Source organism: Corynebacterium sp. MSK074, from assembly GCF_030229735.1.
Lineage (GTDB): Bacteria > Actinomycetota > Actinomycetes > Mycobacteriales > Mycobacteriaceae > Corynebacterium.
The window spans coordinates 1-18,191 of the sequence record NZ_JASPIX010000013.1 but is presented as its reverse complement, the minus strand read 5'-3'; the positions used below and the strand labels follow the sequence as shown (position 1 = coordinate 18,191).

The 18,191-nt window shown below is 58.0% G+C and carries 18 protein-coding genes and 1 tRNA gene; 12 read left to right on the top strand and 7 right to left on the bottom strand.

The annotated features are described in order from the left end of the window. Position 1: 1 nt before the first annotated feature. Both QP965_RS09875 and QP965_RS09870 read left to right on the top strand, forming a co-directional pair. Positions 2-1,075 (top strand): magnesium and cobalt transport protein CorA, encoded by a 1,074-nt coding sequence (locus QP965_RS09875; RefSeq protein WP_239278831.1) that lies wholly within the window; start codon positions 2-4, stop codon positions 1,073-1,075. A 23-nt stretch (positions 1,076-1,098) separates the two neighbouring features. Then, the gene (locus QP965_RS09870; RefSeq protein ID WP_239278833.1) at positions 1,099-2,265 is read left to right on the top strand and encodes a saccharopine dehydrogenase family protein; all 1,167 of its coding nucleotides are present in this window, start codon (positions 1,099-1,101) and stop codon (positions 2,263-2,265) included. Here the strand turns inward: QP965_RS09870 and QP965_RS09865 are convergent. Next, complete coding sequence (locus QP965_RS09865; protein ID WP_239278834.1) at positions 2,262-2,708, bottom strand: PaaI family thioesterase; 447 nt, start codon at positions 2,706-2,708, stop codon at positions 2,262-2,264. The genes QP965_RS09870 and QP965_RS09865 overlap by 4 nt on opposite strands. A 59-nt stretch (positions 2,709-2,767) precedes the next feature. On the opposite strand from QP965_RS09865, the gene gnd reads away from it, so the two are divergent. The 4 genes from gnd (at position 2,768) to QP965_RS09845 (ending at position 7,378) form a co-directional block, all read left to right on the top strand. Beyond that, on the top strand, positions 2,768-4,219 hold the full coding sequence (gene gnd / locus QP965_RS09860) for an NADP-dependent phosphogluconate dehydrogenase (protein WP_284844814.1): 1,452 nt from the start codon (positions 2,768-2,770) through the stop codon (positions 4,217-4,219). Positions 4,220-4,328: 109 nt separating this feature from the next. Continuing rightward, the gene (locus QP965_RS09855) at positions 4,329-5,627 is read left to right on the top strand and encodes a DEAD/DEAH box helicase (protein ID WP_284844813.1); all 1,299 of its coding nucleotides are present in this window, start codon (positions 4,329-4,331) and stop codon (positions 5,625-5,627) included. A 19-nt stretch (positions 5,628-5,646) separates the two neighbouring features. Next, positions 5,647-6,495: a 3-methyladenine DNA glycosylase gene (locus QP965_RS09850; protein WP_284844812.1), complete on the top strand. Its 849-nt coding sequence runs from the start codon at positions 5,647-5,649 to the stop codon at positions 6,493-6,495. Positions 6,496-6,535: 40 nt separating this feature from the next. After that, the gene (locus QP965_RS09845) at positions 6,536-7,378 is read left to right on the top strand and encodes a hypothetical protein (protein WP_284844811.1); all 843 of its coding nucleotides are present in this window, start codon (positions 6,536-6,538) and stop codon (positions 7,376-7,378) included. A gap of 284 nt (positions 7,379-7,662) precedes the next feature. Here QP965_RS09845 and QP965_RS09840 read toward each other — a convergent pair whose 3' ends face one another. The 5 genes from QP965_RS09840 to secA2 form a co-directional block, all read right to left on the bottom strand. Next, positions 7,663-8,226: a MerR family transcriptional regulator gene (locus tag QP965_RS09840; protein WP_204609122.1), complete on the bottom strand. Its 564-nt coding sequence runs from the start codon at positions 8,224-8,226 to the stop codon at positions 7,663-7,665. Positions 8,227-8,372: 146 nt separating this feature from the next. Further along, positions 8,373-8,966 carry a bifunctional nuclease family protein gene (locus QP965_RS09835; protein WP_225746973.1) on the bottom strand — a complete coding sequence of 198 codons (594 nt, stop codon included), beginning with the start codon at positions 8,964-8,966 and terminating at the stop codon, positions 8,373-8,375. Between the two features lie 38 nt (positions 8,967-9,004). Next, positions 9,005-9,751, bottom strand: coding sequence for a transcriptional regulator FtsR (ftsR, locus tag QP965_RS09830; RefSeq protein ID WP_049378120.1), 747 nt, complete (start codon positions 9,749-9,751; stop codon positions 9,005-9,007). 99 nt (positions 9,752-9,850) lie between these two features. Beyond that, complete coding sequence (gene odhI / locus QP965_RS09825; protein WP_284844810.1) at positions 9,851-10,285, bottom strand: oxoglutarate dehydrogenase inhibitor Odhl; 435 nt, start codon at positions 10,283-10,285, stop codon at positions 9,851-9,853. Positions 10,286-10,370: 85 nt separating this feature from the next. Continuing rightward, positions 10,371-12,662 carry an accessory Sec system translocase SecA2 gene (gene secA2 / locus QP965_RS09820; RefSeq protein ID WP_284844809.1) on the bottom strand — a complete coding sequence of 764 codons (2,292 nt, stop codon included), beginning with the start codon at positions 12,660-12,662 and terminating at the stop codon, positions 10,371-10,373. 87 nt (positions 12,663-12,749) lie between these two features. Here secA2 and QP965_RS09815 point away from each other — a divergent pair, with 87 nt between their 5' ends. The 3 genes from QP965_RS09815 (at position 12,750) to QP965_RS09805 (ending at position 14,441) form a co-directional block, all read left to right on the top strand. Then, on the top strand, positions 12,750-13,907 hold the full coding sequence (locus QP965_RS09815; protein WP_284768984.1) for an alpha/beta hydrolase family protein: 1,158 nt from the start codon (positions 12,750-12,752) through the stop codon (positions 13,905-13,907). After that, positions 13,907-14,296, top strand: coding sequence for a YchJ family protein (locus QP965_RS09810; RefSeq protein WP_239278844.1), 390 nt, complete (start codon positions 13,907-13,909; stop codon positions 14,294-14,296). Before QP965_RS09815 ends, QP965_RS09810 begins: the two co-directional genes overlap by 1 nt. Positions 14,297-14,367: 71 nt before the next feature. Further along, positions 14,368-14,441 (top strand) — tRNA-Pro (locus QP965_RS09805). Between the two features lie 49 nt (positions 14,442-14,490). Here the strand turns inward: QP965_RS09805 and QP965_RS09800 are convergent. After that, complete coding sequence (locus QP965_RS09800; protein WP_284844808.1) at positions 14,491-15,063, bottom strand: cadmium resistance transporter; 573 nt, start codon at positions 15,061-15,063, stop codon at positions 14,491-14,493. A gap of 91 nt (positions 15,064-15,154) precedes the next feature. Here QP965_RS09800 and QP965_RS09795 point away from each other — a divergent pair, with 91 nt between their 5' ends. Genes QP965_RS09795 through QP965_RS09785 form a run of 3 tightly spaced genes read left to right on the top strand, consistent with a single transcriptional unit; the run spans position 15,155 to position 18,054 of the window. Beyond that, the gene (locus tag QP965_RS09795; RefSeq protein WP_284844807.1) at positions 15,155-16,078 is read left to right on the top strand and encodes an ABC transporter ATP-binding protein; all 924 of its coding nucleotides are present in this window, start codon (positions 15,155-15,157) and stop codon (positions 16,076-16,078) included. A gap of 39 nt (positions 16,079-16,117) precedes the next feature. Next, the gene (locus tag QP965_RS09790) at positions 16,118-16,909 is read left to right on the top strand and encodes an ABC transporter permease (RefSeq protein WP_284844806.1); all 792 of its coding nucleotides are present in this window, start codon (positions 16,118-16,120) and stop codon (positions 16,907-16,909) included. Next, positions 16,909-18,054, top strand: a complete 1,146-nt coding sequence (locus QP965_RS09785) for a sensor histidine kinase (RefSeq protein WP_284844805.1) — start codon at positions 16,909-16,911, stop codon at positions 18,052-18,054. Before QP965_RS09790 ends, QP965_RS09785 begins: the two co-directional genes overlap by 1 nt. Positions 18,055-18,191: the final 137 nt, after the last annotated feature.

The following is an 18,191-nucleotide window of genomic DNA, read 5'->3' as shown; positions in this document are numbered from 1 at the left end:
GATGCCATCCGTACCTTCACCCTTTAGGGGCCGCAAGAAACCCGAGCCTCCTAGTAAGCCCACTTCCCTGCTGGTACCACCGGAGCGCGCCATCGAACATTGCCGCGTCTTTGTGGATGGCGAGGCGCTTCCCGGGGAGTATTCCACCAGCTCCGCTCTGGAAGCCATAGAGGAATACGGCCGCGGATTTATTTGGGTAGGCCTGCATGAGCCCTATGAGTCCCAGATGACCAAGGTGGCCTCCCAGTTTGGCATCCACGAACTCATCGTAGAAGACGCCGTTATGGCCCATCAACGCCCTAAGCTCGAACGCTACGATGATCAGCTCTTCGTGGTCGCGCGTTCGGTGAACTACCGCGATCATGATGAGGTCACGGATAAGCGCCAGATCATTTCTACCGGCGAGATCCAGATGATTATGGGCTCCAACTTCATCATCACCGTCCGCCACGGGGCAAAGCTACCCAACCTGGCATATACGGTGGAAGATGAGCAGGACTTGGTGGAGCTCGGCCCAGTGGCCATGGCCTGGAAGATCCTGGACATGATGGTGGACCGCTACTCGGAGATTTCCCGCCTTATCAGTATCGAGGTCGATGAGCTGGAAGAAGAAATCTTTACCCCGAACCTCAAGTTTGATGTAGACCGCATCTACATGTTCAAGCGTGAGGTGCTGGAGATGAAGCATGCCATTGACCCACTTTCGGTGGCACTGAAATCCATGGTCTCGGACCACAAGGATTTAATTTCCAAGCAATTGCGCTCCTACCTGCGCGATGTCAACGACCATGAGCTCGTGGTCAAGGACCAAGTATCCAGCTTCGATGAGCGCCTTACCTCGCTTATCGACGCCTCGGTAGCCAAGGTAACGATGCAACAGAACTCGGATATGCGCACCATTTCCGCGGTCGTAGGCATGTGGGCCGCGCCTACCCTGGTGGCGGGTATCTACGGCATGAACTTCGACATTATGCCGGAGCTACACTGGGCGCTGGGATACCCCATGGCGATTATCATCATGATCTTGGTCGTTGTGGGCCTGTGGGCTTGGTTCCGAAAGAACCACTGGCTCTAATCCCTCCGGTACGCTGGTGCGCTATGAGCGATATCACTGTTTATGGCGCTACCGGGCTGGTCGGCCAATTGGTGGCGCGCTACCTTGCCTCGATTAACGCGCCCTCTGTGACTCTGGCCGGCCGGAACCGACCGGTGCTAGCCGCGCTGCGCGATGAACTCAATCCGCACTGGGACATCGCCATCGCCGCCGCCGATGATGCCGCCGCTGTGGAGCGCATGGTGGAAGGTACCAAGGTGCTCATCACCGTGGTCGGCCCCTACAGCCTGTATGGCGGCCACGTCGTTGCCGCCTGCGCGCGCCATGGCGTGGACTATGTTGACCTCTGCGGTGAGGTTCCCTTTATTCGCCGCAGCATCGATTCCCACCACGCCACCGCCCAATCCACGGGTGCGCGCATCGTTCACTCCTGCGGCTTTGATTCCGTGCCCTCAGATATTGGCATGCTCAATCTCTACCAGGCGGCAGGAAAGCCGTTTGCACGAGTACAGATGGTCGTCGACAAGCTCAAAGGCGGAATCTCTCCGGGCACCATCGAGTCTTCCCTGCAGGTCTCGCATGCCGCGCACGCGGATAAAGAGGTAGCCCGCAACCTGCACAATCCTTACTCCCTGGACCCGGATCCCAAGGCCGGGCCACGCTTAGACGGCCTCCAGAAGGACTTCGAAATTAAAGAAGTCGACGGTGTGGGCTGGGTAGGCCCCTTTTTCATGTCCATGTTCAATACCCGCGTGGTGCGCCGCTCTAACGCTCTGCTGGGGCGCGCGTGGGGCACACGCCTGTTTTACAAGGAAGCATGGTGGGCTGGCACCGGTCTTCTCGGTCGCGCACGCGCCTATGGGCTGGCGCTCGCCACCAAGCTACTTTTTGATGGCACTCAGTCGCGCCTGCGCCCACTGGTGGAAAAGGTTCTGCCCACACCCGGACCTAGCGGTGCGCATTTCCAAGTCAGCCACCACGGCATTACCGAAGATGGCGAACGCTGGCGAGCAACTGTGTCAGCACAAGGCGACCCAGGCTATGAAGTCACCGCCATGATGCTGAGCCAGGCTGCGCTCTGCTTGCTCGATTCGCGCTCCGGTACTAACCGCGCAGGCGGCGTACTCACCCCGGCCACCGGACTTGGAAAGCCTTATCTGCAGCGGCTTTCCGCCCACGGCATGTCTTTTACCGCCGCTCGGGTAAACTAGCGCAGAATCATTGTGCGCAAGGTGGTGCGGGCGATAAGCTCGCGGCCTTGCCGCATCTCGACGCTCCACACATGGGTGCGGCCGCCTAGCTGCACTGGCGTAGCCACGGCTTCTAACTCGCCCTCACCTGTGGATCGAATAAAGTCGCTGGAGTTATTGACGCCGACCGCGGGAGCGTCGGCAGCCGCCACGCTGGCAATGGAGGCCACGGTTTCTGCGATAGAGCAATACAACCCGCCGTTGGCTACTCCCCAGGGCTGGTGATGCTCCGGCAGCACCTGCAGTGTCGCCCGGGCCTCGCGCGGGCCCACGTAGGTGAACTGCAGTCCTAGCAATGCCGCAAGGCCGCCGTTTAAGGCATTGAGAGACTCCAGTTCTTCTGCATTGAGCACTCGCGTGTGCGCGAGGTGGAGCAAGTCATTGAGTTTCTGCGTATCCGACATAGTCCACCAGCCTAGCCATTGATGCCAGCCTCGCATCCTAGTGACGTAGGATAGGCAGCATGACTGATAAGAATGAACTTGCTCAGATTGGCGTCGTGGGATTGGCGGTCATGGGTTCTAATTTGGCCCGTAACTTTGCCCGCAACGGCAATACCGTAGCGGTGTATAACCGCAGCCCTGAAAAGACCCATGCGCTCATTGAGACCCACGGTGAAGAAGGCAACTTCGTGCCTTCGGAATCCATCGAGGACTTTGTGGCTTCTTTGGAGCGCCCACGCAAGGCAATCATCATGGTCAAGGCTGGCAAGGCCACCGATGCGGTCATCGATCAGCTGGCCGAGGCCATGGATGATGGCGATATCATCATCGACGGCGGAAATGCCTTGTTCACTGACACCATTCGCCGCGAGAAGGACGTAGCCGCCCGCGGCAAGCATTTCGTCGGCGCCGGAATCTCCGGCGGCGAGGAGGGCGCGCTCAATGGCCCCTCCATCATGCCCGGCGGCCCCAAGGAGTCGTGGGAGACCCTCGGCCCGATTCTTGAGTCCATCGCTGCGAATGTGGACGGCACCCCGTGTGTAACCCACATTGGTCCGGACGGCGCCGGCCACTTTGTCAAGATGGTCCACAATGGCATCGAGTACGCCGATATGCAGGTCATCGGCGAGGCTTATCAGCTGCTGCGCTATGGCGCAGGCATGGAGCCGGCCGAAATCGCAGAGGTATTCCGCGAATGGAACTCCGGCGACCTTGATTCCTACCTCATTGAAATTACCGCCGAGGTTCTGGCCCAAAAGGATCCGGAGACTGGCGCCCCGCTTGTCGACGTCATCGTGGACGCAGCAGGCCAGAAGGGCACCGGCCGCTGGACTGCCATCAATGGATTGGAGCTCGGCGTTCCGATTACCGGTATTGCCGAATCCGTCTTCGCCCGCGCGCTGTCCTCCTCCACCGCGCAGCGCAGCGCCGCCCAGGAAGGCCAGCTTCCCGCCGGCACCATCAAGGCCCTGGACGTGGACAAGGCCGAGTTCATCGAGGATGTACGCCGCGCGCTCTATGCCGCCAAGCTTATTGCCTACTCCCAGGGCTTTGACGAGATTAAGGCAGGATCCGAAGAATTTGGTTGGGACGTTGACCCGCGCGATCTAGCAACCATCTGGCGCGGCGGCTGCATCATCCGCGCCAAGTTCTTGGATCGCATCCGGTCAGCCTATGACAATAACGCGGACTTGCCCGCCCTCATCCTCGATCCCTACTTCAAGGGCGAGCTGGAAGACCTCATCGACCCTTGGCGCCGCGTGGTCGTCGCCGCTACCCAGCTGGGACTCCCGGCACCGGTCTTTGCGTCGTCCCTCTCCTACTACGACAGCCTGCGTGCCGAGCGCCTGCCGGCCGCTCTCATTCAGGGCCAGCGCGATTTCTTCGGCGCCCACACCTTCAAGCGCACCGACAAGCCGGGCACCTTCCACATTGAGTGGTCCGGTGACCGCAGCCTGACCCAGACCGACTAGATTCGCAGTGACGTGTTCAGGGGCCCTTCGGGGCCCCAATCACGTTTCCGAGCAGGTCTTTCCCGTTGAATGCGGCAATCCGTCACGCTGCCGATAGGATGGGAAAGCGATGACTACTTTTGCCGATCTCGGCCTTCCCCAGCGCCTGGTGCACGTTCTGCACAACGAAGGCATTACCGAACCGTTTCCTATTCAAAAAGCCGCGATTCCCGACGCCCTCGCAGGCAAAGACGTACTCGGCCGCGGCCCTACCGGGTCGGGCAAGACCTATACCTTTGGCCTGCCCATGCTCGCCCGCCTTGCCGGAACAGGTGCATCCAAGCCTGCTCATCCCCGTGGGCTCATCCTCGCCCCCACCCGCGAGTTGGCTACTCAAATTCACCAGCGCCTTGATGAACCTGCGGCAACGCTGGGCTTAAGAGTGCTCGCTGTCGTGGGCGGGGTAAATATTAATCACCATATCCGCTCCCTCGCCCGCCCCGTTGATGTTCTTGTTGCTACCCCTGGCCGTGCCCAGGATCTCATTGACCAGGGCAAGCTGCATTTGGATGCGGTCCAGATTACTGCACTAGATGAAGCCGATCAGATGGCCGATATGGGCTTTTTGCCCCAGGTACGCAAGCTTCTGCGCCGAACTCCGGCGCAAGGCCAGCGCTTGCTGTTTTCGGCGACGCTTGACGGCGAAGTCAATAAGCTGGTGGAGCAATTCCTCCATGACCCGGTGGTCCACTCCACAGCCCCGGTGCAAGCTGCAGTGGATTCCATGTCCCATCACCTCTTTTTCGTCGGCGAGCGTCCCGCCCGCAACGAGGTGGTGCTGCGCATCGCTGCCCGCCAAGGCAAAACCATCATGTTCATGCGTACCAAGCACGGCGTGGACAGGCAGGTCAAGAAATTGCGTCGCTCCGGCATCAACGCTTATCCATTGCATGGCGATAAAGGCCAAGGCGCGCGTACCCGCGCAATCGAAGGCTTCGCCGATGGCAGCATTCCAGTGTTGGTCGCCACCGATATTGCCGCCCGCGGTATCGATATTGCGGACGTTTCACTCGTCGTTCACGTCGATCCGCCCGCAGAGCACAAAGCCTATCTCCATCGCGCCGGCCGCACGGCACGCGGTGGTGCTGCGGGTACCGTGATCACTTTGGTCATGGATGAACAACGCAAAGAAGTAGCCGCTCTCATTAAGAAAGCCGGGGTCACGGCTACGGAGCACGATATTTCTCACCGTGACAATCCTGCTGGCGCACCGATCCTTAAGGAGATTACGGGCGCTCGCAAGCCCAATGGCCCTGCCCTTCCCCCACCCGGGCAGGGCGCGCCCCAGAAACCGGCGAAATCTGTCAAGAAGTCCAACTCTCAACGCCGCCGCTCGGGCGGCAAAGTCGCCCGCCGCCGACGCCGTTAACTCAAGGAGGTGAACGCTCATGCGCATCTTGAGCCCTGAGGACTGGAGTGCTCAACAGCATGAACACGAAAAGCAAGCCACAGACCGCTTGGAGCGCTTCCGGCATCCTGGCAGCTACCACCCTGTTTTCGATTTTCTCTTTGAGTACTACCCCGTACGTCCTTCTCACCTAAAGCGCTGGCACCCGGGTGTAGGAACTGCGCTAGCAGGCACTCCTCCGCACGCTGAATGGCGGGATTACCACGACACCTCAGAAGGCATCACCGTCGACCTCGCCAGCTTTCTAGAGCGTCGAGGTGACTCGGTTCGCTATATCTCCAATCTGCTTCGGCGTTCCGCTACCAATCCGGTCCACTTTGACTGCTTCGGTCTGCATGAATGGGCAATGGTCTACCACACGGATTCCCCGCGTCATTCGTTGCCCTTGCGGCTCGGTGCGGACGGCACCAACCGGGTTGTCGATGCGCACTCAATTAAGTGTTCTCACTATGATGCTTTCCGGTTCTTTACCCCTCCCGCTCGGCCTCTTAACCTCACTGTCCTGCATCGTGAAGATCAGCCCAACAATGACCAGGCAGGCTGCGTACACGTCACGATGGATCTATATAAGTGGGCCTGGAAGCTGGGACCACTCGTACCAGGCGAACTTTTCCTTGAATGTCTGGATTTGGCGATTGAAGCGCGCATCCTTGACATGGAGGCATCTCCTTATGACTGCCGTGATTGGGGACTTGGCGTGGTACCCATCGAGACCCCTGAGGGCAAGGCCGAGTACGTCTCGAGGCAAAGAACGCTGGCGCTCACAGCTAAACCACTGCGAGACCGGCTTGTCGCTGTGATAGATCAAGCACTTGCCCCGCTAGAATGAGCCACTAACAACGGCAGTTTGTTTGGGAGGAAGACACCACATGGCACGGCATTCAAACGGGAAAAATAGCTTCGCAGTAGCGGGATGGGTTATTGCGGTGGCTATTGTCGCACTGCTGGCCATAGTCGCTTTGGTTGCGTTCCTCTTGCGCGGCGCAGGCAACGGCGACGGCGAAGACTCCGCCGCACCCGCCGCAGTGGAAAGCAGCACCGAGGACGCACCGGAGACCAGTACGACAGCTGCTTCCAGTGCTTCCACCTCCGCTGCCCCCAAGAGTTCTTCCCCGAAGAGCTCCGCTGCAGCGACGAGTTCCGCAGCAGCTCCCAAGGCCGATGTGACGATGGCGGCGAATACGCTCCTGCTTCTGGATACATCTTCGGCCATGGCGCCGATGTACGGCCCTGTGGCCCAAGCCTTGGGTACCACTGCTTCTGATCTAGCCGCAGACGGCGGGGCAGTCTCGTTGTGGAACTACTCCTCTCCTATCGCTGAGACCGCCACGGTTGGCTTTCGCCAAAACCTGGGCTTTGGTGATGGCAACGCTGTATCCGGAACGCTCGGTGGCTTTGGAACTGGCGGTGTTCCACAAACACGCAGCGCCGTTGTAGCAGCTATCGCCAATGCCGCCGATCAAGCAGCAGGAACTGGCGAGAAAGCACGCGTGGTCGTGGTAACTACTGGTACCGAGCAGGACATGGATGATGCGCAATTCACGTCCGCTCTTGACGACGCCGCCTCCAGGGCCGTTTCCCTCAGCGTCGTTCATGTCGGTGAAGGCAATGTCGATGCCGCACTGAAGTCCGCAGCTGATAGCTTCACCTCTGTTGACTCAGCCGATGAGGCGACGGTCTCTGGAGCAATTAATCAGGCCGCAGGGGTCTAATACGCAACTCTTCCTTGCCTATGGCACCGAACGACGCCTCGTTCGGTGCCTTTCTTGTCAGCCTATTGTGACTAGTGCTCTCCTACACCGCGGAACTACGGGCACTGCACCAGATATAAACACAGAGTCGGCTCGGGTACTAAGCCTGGGCTGGACTTCGATCCCGCGAGGCCACACAGCGCGGAATAGGCTGTCTTGGATGGTGCACTCATTGCGAAAGAGATCAAAAATCCACCCTGCTTCCCCGTGAGCTGGGAAGGAGGGTGGATTCGGTGTGGACGAGCCTAGGAGCTCTTGCGCTTGCGACGAGCGGCCAACTCGTCGAGGCCGACTACATTGTCTTCGGCGAAGTCTTCGATGCGCTCCGAAGGGAAGGAAGAAATGGTGCCGGACAGCTCCTTCAAGATGCCCGGAACTGCAATGCCGAAGACGCCTTGGCCGCCGGCGAGCAAGTCAATGACCTCATCGTTGGAACGGCACTCATAAACGGTAGTGCCGTCGGATACGAGGGTGAGCTCTGCTAGGTCGTTCACACCACGATCCCGCAGGGACTCAACTGCCAATCGGATATTTTGCAGAGAGATGCCGGTATCCAGGAGGCGCTTCACAATCTTGAGCACCAGTACATCCTTGAAGGAGTACAGGCGCTGGGAGCCGGAGCCGCGCGCCGTGCGGATGGAAGGGTTGACCAGGTTGGTGCGTGCCCAATAGTCCAGCTGGCGGTAGGTGATGCCGGCAACTTGGCAAGCGATGGGAACGCGGTAGCCCACCTCTTCGTCGGGTCCGACGTCAAAAAGCGATTCCTGTACGTAGGTGGATTCGGACTGGGAGTCCTCGTTAATGCTCACGTAATTACTCCAATGGGGTTTGTTGGAAGTTCTAAAGATCAATTAAAAGCCAAGCGCATACGCCCGTCAAGCGCTGATTGCTCAACTGTCAAGTACAACTTTAGACTTCTTCAACCCCATTGTCACCATTAGTCACACGCGTGTCATTAACTTTTTTCGTCGTCATCCCCCGATAGGAAATCCTTTTCCTCCATACCCAAAGACCTCATCATGGCTTCAAAATCCGCATCTGCCTGGGCATTTCCCGACGCCGAGGTCGAGGAATCATTGTTTTCGCTGGCTGGTAGATTATCGCCTGCGGCGTGGGTGGAAATTTCCAGGTCGAAGTACTCTTTCACGTCTGCATCACTGGCATATACGGAAACCTGGGCAAGGAGATCCGCCTCGGCTGAAATGGGGACGTGGAAATATTCGGATACGGCAAGTGCGTCGCTCAACCGAGAGTCATAAACCTCTCCGTTCGGAGCCTTAATATCTACCATGAACGTTCCCTGGTGGTAGTTGGCAATTTCAATGGCCTCTACCCCGCCAGTGCCCTCTAGTACCTCGCAGATAAGATCGTGCGAGGTGGGACGATTAGGCTGGTGGCCGTCTAAAGCGGCAGCTAGTTGCATGCCTTCAATCGGGGAGATCCACACGGGGATCAACCGGTTCTCTTCCGGCCAGCGCAGCACAGCGCACACATCGTCTTCGGGGCCTACCTGGTGGATACCGTGAAACTCTAGGGATACATCACTCATAAATACCACTCTCCCACAAACGCGGGATTACGTGTGTATTAGGAGTGGTATTCGTCGCGCAGATCCGACTTCACCAGAGTTGCGTGCAAGGAGACCACTAGAGCGGTCATTTGCTGGGAGATTTCCTCTGCCTTCTGATGCGCGGTATCAGAGTTTGAGTGTGCCACGGGAGCTGCCGCCTGGGAAATCAAATCAGCCTGCCGGCGGGCGTTATTACGCAGGGACTTGAGTTCACGGGCGCCAAAACCAAAAGCTTTGAGGGCCACCGCGGCAGAGACAATGGCTACGTCGTCGGTATTGAAAAAGCCTGCGGCATCCGGGCGGATGAGGCCATATTTAACCAAGGAAGCTACATCATCTTCGCTGGCACTAGCTTGGGTAGCTACCTCTACATCGGTCAGGCGCGTGACCACAGGGGCCCTAAACTGCTGCGGCGAGAGTAGGGTTTCTGCATTTCCCGCAGAAACAATGGCGGTCACCTGGCCGGAATCCATGGCTTCTAGCTGCTCGCGGATAACCTTCAGCGGCGTATAGTTATCGCGCTGAGTGGTGAGAATATACCGCAGTCTGTCCACGTCTTCTTGGGTGAAGCGGCGATAGCCAGAGGCCGTGCGCTGTGGACTGATGAGCCCCTCAGATTCGAGGAAGCGAATCTTAGACACCGTGACGTCTGGGAATTGCTGATTCAGCGTTTCCAAAACCACGCCAATGGACATGGTCTTTGGCTTCTTAGCTTTAGGGCTGGTGCGGCGTACTGCTGCTGCCGAAGAATCTGCTGCGCTCACTGTGTCTATCTCTTAGGGGTACTGAAAGTTCTTATCGTGCCATAAGTAGACTACACCGCCCCTCCTAGTAAGGAAGCGCGGCTAGTCTACGTAAAAAAATTAGCTCTGGTTAGCGATGAAAACCAAGCGGAACTTGCCAATCTGGATTTCGTCTCCTACCTCGAGCACCTGGGAGTTGCGGGGCTCGCGGTTAACGTAGGTTCCGTTCAGGGATCCCACATCAACTACCTCAAACTTGCCGTCATCATTCTTGCGAAACTCCGCGTGGCGGCGGGACACCGTAACGTCATCGAGGAAGATGTCTGCCTCAGGGTGGCGGCCGGCGGTAGTAGTCGCCTGATCCAACAAGAAGCGGGCACCTGCGTTCGGGCCACGCTTTACCACGAGGAGGGCCTGACCTTCCGCCAGATTGTCGGTGCCGGCAACGGTAGCATCATTGCCATTCGCGCTGTTTTCCATCTCCTTGAGCAGGTCTGCGCGGAATACAGATGTGGTCTCTACCTGTGGTTCCGGGGTTCCGGTGTTCTCGCTCATTGTTACCTCCGGGGATTAGTTACGAGTTACTTATAACAATACTAGCGACTCATTTGAATCCGTGACCCCTTCGCGGGGAATTATTTCACCGGAAAATGTTTCCGATGCCGCTCAGCACGGAATTTCCTTTGCCCGCAAGGGGGTTATCGGACACCATGTAGGTCCATGTAGCACTCGGACGAGCGAGGCCGGCGTCATCGAGGTGTGCCCCGGCGGCGTCGATAAGCACTGTACGGAAAGTCTCCACAGACTTGTCTACGGCCCTCTGAGCCAAGTCCTTAAACTCCCTCACCGCAATGCGGTGGTACTCGTCGATGGGAGTCTCTCGGGCGATGGCGCGCAGATGGATCGACTCGCGCACATCGTCCATGAGCTCTAGGTGGTCGGCCCAGGCCAAGTCCAAGTGATACAGCATGATTTCGCGCGCGGCCTTGATGCGGGCTTCCTCTGGAACCTCTGATAGCTCTGCTGCACGCTCCGGAGCACGTTGGGATAGTTCCTGCCACGCTTGATCAGTATCCAACAGCTTGGCTCGGCGCTCATCAATAATGATGCGCTGATCAGCTAGGAGCTGGTTATACTTCCAGGTCTGGGCATGAATTTCGAGTAGTTGACCCTCGGTCACGCGCTGGCAGTGTGCCACGAAATCACTTACTCGCTTGGATTCAATGCGCCCATCTTCTGCCGGTTGAGCACGCACAGTCTCGCCGTCGCCGCCTTGCTGGACCACATCATCTTCGAGGGAGACGAAAAATAGGGATAGGCCCGGATCGCCTTGCCGACCCGCACGGCCGCGCAACTGGTTATCCAAGCGGGCGGTGCGGTGGCGGGAGGTACCGATAACCGCCAAGCCACCTAACTCCGCTACTGCATCATGGTCAGCTTCGTTAGCACCGCCCAGCTTAATATCGGTGCCGCGCCCGGCCATCTGAGTAGAGACGGTGACGCGTCCAATATCGCCGGCCTCGGCGACGATCTGTGCCTCCTGCTCATCATTTTTGGCGTTGAGTACATTGACGTCAATGCCCCGCTCGCGGAGAGCATCCGCCAGATCTTCCGACTCGGCTACATCCTGCGTGCCCACAAGGATGGGTTGCCCCGTGGCGTGAATGGTGGCTATTTCCTCCACGATGGCGGCGGATTTATCATCGACGGTCGCAAAAATGCGGTCTTGCTCATCAAAGCGCTGCAGCGGCTTATTGCGGTCGATCACGGATACATGAAGATCATAGAACTGCCGCAGTTGATCGGTCGCCTCCACCGCGGTACCCGTCATGCCGCACACAAGTGGGTAACGTCGCATAAGTTCTTGCAGCGTGATGGTGTCGAGGATGCGTCCGCCTTCGGAAACCTCTAGGCCTTCCTTGGCTTCTACTGCCGCTTGGAGCCCATCAGGCCAGCGTTGTAGGTCGGCAACGCGGCCCCTGGAGGCGTCGATAAGCTGCAGCTTGCCATCGACCACGATGTAGTGGATGTCCCGGATAAGCAGGGCCTTGGCATGCAGGGCGAGGTTGACCTTCACCAAGATGGTGCCGATATTTTCCTCCGAATAGAGCGAATCAATGCCCAATTCCTGCTCCACGCGGCGGGCACCGTTCTCGGTCAGCTGAACGGTGCGGCCGTCCTCAGAGATGGAGTAATCCAGCTTCTCGCGCAGGCGGGATACCACATTGGTGATGTGCCCGGTGGGGGCCTCACCTGGCCGATTTCCAGCCAGCACCAGGGGCACAAGGGCCTCATCCACTAGGACAGAGTCGGCCTCGTCTACGAGGGCAACGTCGCCGGCGGCCTGCACCGTGTGGGAGCGATCGGTAATCTGGTTATCACGGAGCAGATCAAAGCCCAGTTCGTTGACCGGTGCGTAGATAATATCCTGCGCGTACGCAGCGCGTCGCTCATCCGGTGTCATGCCCTCCGTAACCGAGGCAACGCTCAATCCAAAGAACTCCACGACAGGACGCATCCATTCGGCGTCGCGGGCGGCAAGATAGTTATTGACGGTGACAACGTGGACGCGTTTGCCAGTCAACGCGAAACCCGTAGCCGCCATGGCACCCACCAAAGTTTTGCCTTCGCCGGTGGCCATTTGGATGACGTCTCCGGTAAGCAGGCGCAGCACGGCTTGGGACTGCACATTGAAGGGATGCATCCCTAGGGTGCGCTCGCACGCTACTGCTAGGGCCGCGAGGAACTGCGCCTTATCCGCAATCTCGCCGCCTGCAACGGCATCGCGTGCAGCTTGGGCTACAGCTGCGTCGTCTTGCTGGCCCAATGCCCGAGCCGCTTCATCGGCTGAACCCACGATGGCCTTGGATTTCTTATCGTTACGCTCGCTTTGCGAGCCCATTGCTTTCCAGAACCAATCGAACGCGCCCATACCTCATCCTCCTTATTTGGATTGCTCCTATCGACTGTAGTCAACCTGGTATGGCTTGCGGGTAAGAGGCCCGTTATTGTAGTTCTCATGCAATCCGTCAATGTTAAGCTGCCTTCGAGCCGGGGAACCGAGATGGCCGGAACCATCGACTTCCCGGATTCTCCCCCGATCGCCTATGCCATCTTTGCCCATTGCTTCGCCGGCTCGCGCCACACTCCCGGTGCTGCCCGCACCGCGAAGCAGCTCACCGAGTTCGGCATCGCCACTTTGCGTTTCGATTTTCCCGGTCTTGGCCAGTCCGCCGGAGAATTTGGCGATACTACCTTTAGCCAAAATGTTGATGATATCCATGCCGCTGCCGCCTGGCTGACGGAGAACTACTCTGCCCCACAATTGCTCATGGGCCACTCGCTCGGTGGCGCCGCTGCATTGAAGGCGGCCACCACCATGAAATCACTTAAGGCGGTAGCCACCATTGGCGCGCCCTTTGATCCTGCCCACTCCGTGCTTCACTATGCGGACAAAATTGGCGAGGTCGACGCCAACGGCGAGGTGGAAGTAATCCTCGGCGGCCGCGGCCTTATCATTTCCCGCAAGTTCCTCGAGGACTTGGCAGATACTAACCCCGAGGAGTACCTGCCCAAGCTCCGCAAGCCGTTGATGGTGTTGCACTCACCCATTGACCAGACGGTGGGCATAGACAATGCGCAAAATATCTTCCTGCTCACGCGCTACCCCAAATCCTTGGTTTCCCTGGACAAGACCGATCATCTGCTCACCAAGCAGGGCACGGCAGCCCGCGCTGCGGATCTCATCGGTGCGTGGGCCGAGCAGTTTATCGTTCCTGATTACCGCCCGGAGGAAGTAGGAACCGACGCCGCCGTTGCGCAGCCGGCCACCGGCACCAAATTCGGCGTGGTCGTCCGCCATAATGACCACAACCTCAGTGCCGACCGCACGAAGAAGAATGGCGGCAAGGGTAAGGGCTTTACCGCAGAGGGCCTTGTTATGTCCGCGCTGGCTACGGCCGCCACCCAAGCAATCAAGGATGCCGGCAAGAGGCTTGCGCTTGACGACGTCCACGTGAGCATCACCCAAACCGGCCCCGCTAGCTTCGAACGCCGCATCGAGCTTGCCGGAAAACTGTCAGCGGAAGAAAAGTCCGCCCTGCGCTCTGCCGCGAAGGACACCGATGTTGAGCGCATGCTCGGCAACGTCACCATCGTGGACGTGGACGCGCACTAATGGCAGCCTTTGATCCCTCGCGCCGCTGCCCGTGCGGCACCGGCCTGACCTACGGCGAGTGCTGTGGCAAGTACCATGCCGGCACCAACGCCCCCACTGCGGAGGCGCTCATGCGCTCGCGCTTTAGCGCCTTTGTTACTGGAGACGAAGCCTATCTCCTCCGTACGTGGGATCCCGATACTCGCCCTGTAACACTCGACTTGGCTGATTCTCCCGTCCGGTTTTATCGCCTCGATATCCTGGATACCCAAGCAGGCGGATTGCTCGATAGTTCCGGCGTGGTGGAGTTTGAGGCCTTTTATAAAGGCGCGGCCGTTGGCTCACAACGCGAGCGTTCCTCGTTTCGCCGCGTCGGCGGCGCTTGGGTGTACTCCAGCGGCGAGTTTTAGCGCAGGTTACACCCCAAATTTCACAGTAGAATCCTACTGATGTAATCTAGACAAGTCGCACAGTTCGACGGCGGGCTATGGCGCAGTTTGGTAGCGCACTACACTGGGGGTGTAGGGGTCGCAGGTTCAAATCCTGTTAGCCCGACAAATATTCAGCCGGCACCGTGAAGGTGCCGGCTTTTTCTATTCCGCGTTTACACTGCAAGCAAGATCGCAATTCCCAGTAGAATGAGGACCGTGGGAAACAGCACGCTTTCCCACTTTTCCAGTGCTTCTGCAATGCCCGGCCGCGTGGCCACAAACCGCGCTGCCCACACTAGGGGCGCCACGAGGATTAAAAAGACCACGCAATAGATCGCTACCTCAGCCGGCGTAGAGGTGGTAAACACTGGTACATAGACGCCGATATTGTCGCCACCGTTGGCAAAAGTCACCCCGGCTACCACCAGGGCGCTCAGCCTTTTACCCGAAACGTCCTCATCGTCGTCCTCACCCCGGAATGCTTGCCACGCTGCCCATAGGCCTAAAAACAATGGAATGAGACCAAAGTAGCGAATCAATTCCTCAGGCAAAACAGCATTAAAGCCCAGCCCGACAACGGCAGAGGCCGCTAGTATGCCGAGAAAACCCAAATACTGACCTAGCAGAATCGCGGGCGTCGTGCCCTTGCGTCCAGCTCCACGGGCGAAGAAGAGGGACAACACCACAATGTCATCGATGTTGGTGGCCACGAATAGTCCAGTAGCCGCTGCGAGAGTAGTAAGCACTTTCCTACCTTACCGCGTCATGACACTTGTCATGAAAATGTGCTGACAGATCCTATTCATCATTTTTGCTGGCTACGGATACTTTCCAGGTATGAGAACTACAGATCCATCAACCGCACAACCGCTGGCTATAGACGTATCCGGAGTCAGTAAAACCTTCGCCACGAGATCCTCCCATCCCGTCCATGCGCTCAGCGAAATTTCCTTCAGCATCGCCAAAGGCGAGATCGTAGGCCTACTAGGCACCAATGGAGCAGGCAAAACCACCCTTTTTGACCTCATCCTCGGGCTTACCACCCCCACCTCCGGCAGCGTTTCCGTGCTCGGACACACACCGCACACCGCGATCCGCGCGGCACAGATTGGCGCCGTGCTGCAAACCGGTGGCCTGCTACCCGAGCTCACAGTCTTGGACACACTAAAGATGATTTCCTCTGCCTTTCCCCATCCCCTTCCCATCGGAGAAGTTGCCAAACAAGCAGACCTAGACCGGATCCTGCACCGCCCAGTAGGAAAATGCTCTGGTGGCGAGCAACAACGCGTGCGATTCGCCCTCGCTCTTTTAGGCAATCCCCACATTTTATTGCTCGATGAGCCTACAGCTGGCATGGATGCTCAAGCGCGCTACGAGTTCTGGTCCACCATGCACAGACAAGCAGAACAGGGACGCACCATTGTCTTCGCTACGCACTACCTCGAAGAGGCAGACAATTTTGCAGCAAGGATAATCCTCCTGCATGAAGGAAAGCTGCGCGCAGATGCTCAGGCCACAGAACTACGCGAACAGTCAGGCAAGCGCATAGTCGAGGCAAAGTTCGACGGCACACCTTTAAATGCGAAAGAGCTACCCACCGTCGCCGAGATTTCCTTGTCTGGCACTCACGCCCGGATGACCACCCGTGACTCCGATGTACTTGCGAATTACCTTCTCAACCACACCTCGGCCCATGACCTGACTATTCGCAAACACTCCTTAGAGGACGCATTTCTTGCTTTGACAGCGTCCCAGTCCTAGCCCGTCGCTCCGTTGGCTACTTCGCGAAAGGAACATGCCATGACCACACAAGCTGCAACGACCAGTGCGCGTACTCTCCGGTTTGCCACTCACAACCTGCTGCGCCTTCGTCGCAACCTTACTCCCCTCTTTTTCAGTACCATCTTGCCGGTATTTTTTTACCTCCTCTTTGGCACCATGATGGATTTTGGTGATGCCCCCTTTAAAGGAGGAAACTTCGCCGCCTTAGAGATGATCAGCATGGCCCTTTACGGCGGCGTCGCTGGTTCCGTCTCCGCCTCTGGTTCCGCTGTGACAGATGCGAAGACTGGGTGGGCGCGTCAATTAGCCCTCACTCCTCTGCACCCACGACAGCTTCTGTGGGCAAACCTCATATCAATCGGCTTTCAGGCACTGCTCCCCATCACCGCGGTATTTATCACCGGCGCCGTGACACAAGCCTCGATGCAACCACACCAGTGGATTTTAGCCTTCATTGCTTGCGTCCTAGTTTCCATTCCCTTTGGCTTTTATGGCTTGGTGTGGGCCATGGCTTTGCCCACCGACAATTCTGTCGCAATCGCCTCGACCTCCGTTGTCCTCTTCCTCTTTGCCGCCAATGTATTCACTCCGCTTACTGAGCCGCTGATGGAATTGGGCCGCTTCACTCCCCTCTTTGGCCCGGTTGTGCTCGCCCAGTGGCCCCTTGCAGAAGGCATGCAGTTTCTTAGCGGGGAGGAAGGCACCGTGTCGCACCCCATGTGGGCCGCATGGTTAAACTTCGCGGTATGGACGACCATCTTTCTCACCGCTTGCCTGGTGCTGCGCTCCCGCGACAAGGCGCGCCGTTAATGGGCCCCTTTCGCGATCCGTGGCGCGGTTTTAGCCTAAATAGCGCTCTTTTCGCCAGCGTATGGTTGGTCTTCCTCATTCCCGGGTTGGTGATGACCTTTGCCGCGCCGGGAACGACGCTCGCTGAACGAATTGGGGCGTCTGCGTGCGCTTTAGCGTTTAGTGCCGTCTACTTCTTTTCTTTCGGCGCTGTGGGCTACTACCCACGCGGATGGCGGTTAGGACAGCGGATCGGGCTCTACTGGGTGTCACTCGCGGCCATCGCAGCGATATCAATTTGTTTCTTCGGGATAATAGCCGTCACGTTTGTGCCCTACCTTGCGGCGCTGATCGGCTTTAACCTTTCTCTACGCCGAGCATTAGCGCTTACCCTGCTAATGGGGACCGTGCTCGCCACCACCACGTGGTTCTTCGCTCCTGAAAGCACCGACTGGGCTCTGATAGTCCTCTTCGTCTGGCCGATACTACTAGTGTTGTTAGGTACAATTTCCCAGCGCGAAGATAGCCGCGCTGAATTGGAACATGAATTGGACCTGGCACGCCAACGCGAGGACATCGCTACCGATGTTCACGATCTCTTGGGCCACTCTTTAACCGTTATCAACCTCAAATCAGAGCTTGCCCGGCGTCTAATAGATTCGGATCCGCAACGGGCGCAGCAGGAGCTCCAGGAGGTGAGCACGCTTTCTCGGAGAGGCTTGGCGGAAGTCCGCTCCACAGTAGCCCGGATGCGCATGCCTACTTTTGAAGGAGAAATCCACGCGGCTCAAAGGGCTCTCGACACTGCCGGCATTGTGGCGCAATTGCCGTCTGCGGCCAAAACCGCTGGGCTTTACGACGCCGAATTTTCCTGGGCTCTGCGCGAGCTGAGCACAAACGTGGTCCGCCACTCAGGCGCAGCGCACTGTTGGGTCCAGGTGACAGACCACCAACTCCAAGTGGTAGACGACGGCTGCGGGTTTGACGCTGACGAAAGTCTTTCTCGTGCCCACGGTGGGATTGTCGGTTTGCGCAAACGTATAACAGATGCTGGCGGACAGCTGCTCTTTGCGCACCGCAATGGCTGTACTCTGGCCTTGGTTACTATGAATGGCGACACGGACTTTCTCCCTCTTACTACCGCCGGAGGCTCAGGCAATGACTAATCCCATCCGCGTTCTCATTGCTGAGGACCAATCATTGGTGCGTGGGGCGCTAGTTGCCCTTGAAGTGCCCCGAGTTTTGTTCCTAGGCATTTGCCTTGATTTCTATTATTTCCTGTGGCGGTTTCTGCTTCCAAAAA

Bases quoted from the DNA above. Each gene is read 5' to 3' on its own strand.
- QP965_RS09875 (WP_239278831.1), top strand. From the start codon at position 2: ATGCCATCCGTACCTTCACCCTTTAGGGGCCGCAAGAAACCCGAGCCT.
- QP965_RS09870 (WP_239278833.1), top strand. From the start codon at position 1,099: ATGAGCGATATCACTGTTTATGGCGCTACCGGGCTGGTCGGCCAATTG.
- QP965_RS09865 (WP_239278834.1), bottom strand. From the start codon at position 2,708: ATGTCGGATACGCAGAAACTCAATGACTTGCTCCACCTCGCGCACACG.
- gnd (WP_284844814.1), top strand. From the start codon at position 2,768: ATGACTGATAAGAATGAACTTGCTCAGATTGGCGTCGTGGGATTGGCG.
- QP965_RS09855 (WP_284844813.1), top strand. From the start codon at position 4,329: ATGACTACTTTTGCCGATCTCGGCCTTCCCCAGCGCCTGGTGCACGTT.
- QP965_RS09850 (WP_284844812.1), top strand. From the start codon at position 5,647: ATGCGCATCTTGAGCCCTGAGGACTGGAGTGCTCAACAGCATGAACAC.
- QP965_RS09845 (WP_284844811.1), top strand. From the start codon at position 6,536: ATGGCACGGCATTCAAACGGGAAAAATAGCTTCGCAGTAGCGGGATGG.
- QP965_RS09835 (WP_225746973.1), bottom strand. From the start codon at position 8,966: ATGAGTGATGTATCCCTAGAGTTTCACGGTATCCACCAGGTAGGCCCC.
- odhI (WP_284844810.1), bottom strand. From the start codon at position 10,285: ATGAGCGAGAACACCGGAACCCCGGAACCACAGGTAGAGACCACATCT.
- secA2 (WP_284844809.1), bottom strand. From the start codon at position 12,662: ATGGGCGCGTTCGATTGGTTCTGGAAAGCAATGGGCTCGCAAAGCGAG.
- QP965_RS09815 (WP_284768984.1), top strand. From the start codon at position 12,750: ATGCAATCCGTCAATGTTAAGCTGCCTTCGAGCCGGGGAACCGAGATG.
- QP965_RS09810 (WP_239278844.1), top strand. From the start codon at position 13,907: ATGGCAGCCTTTGATCCCTCGCGCCGCTGCCCGTGCGGCACCGGCCTG.
- QP965_RS09795 (WP_284844807.1), top strand. From the start codon at position 15,155: ATGAGAACTACAGATCCATCAACCGCACAACCGCTGGCTATAGACGTA.
- QP965_RS09790 (WP_284844806.1), top strand. From the start codon at position 16,118: ATGACCACACAAGCTGCAACGACCAGTGCGCGTACTCTCCGGTTTGCC.
- QP965_RS09785 (WP_284844805.1), top strand. From the start codon at position 16,909: ATGGGCCCCTTTCGCGATCCGTGGCGCGGTTTTAGCCTAAATAGCGCT.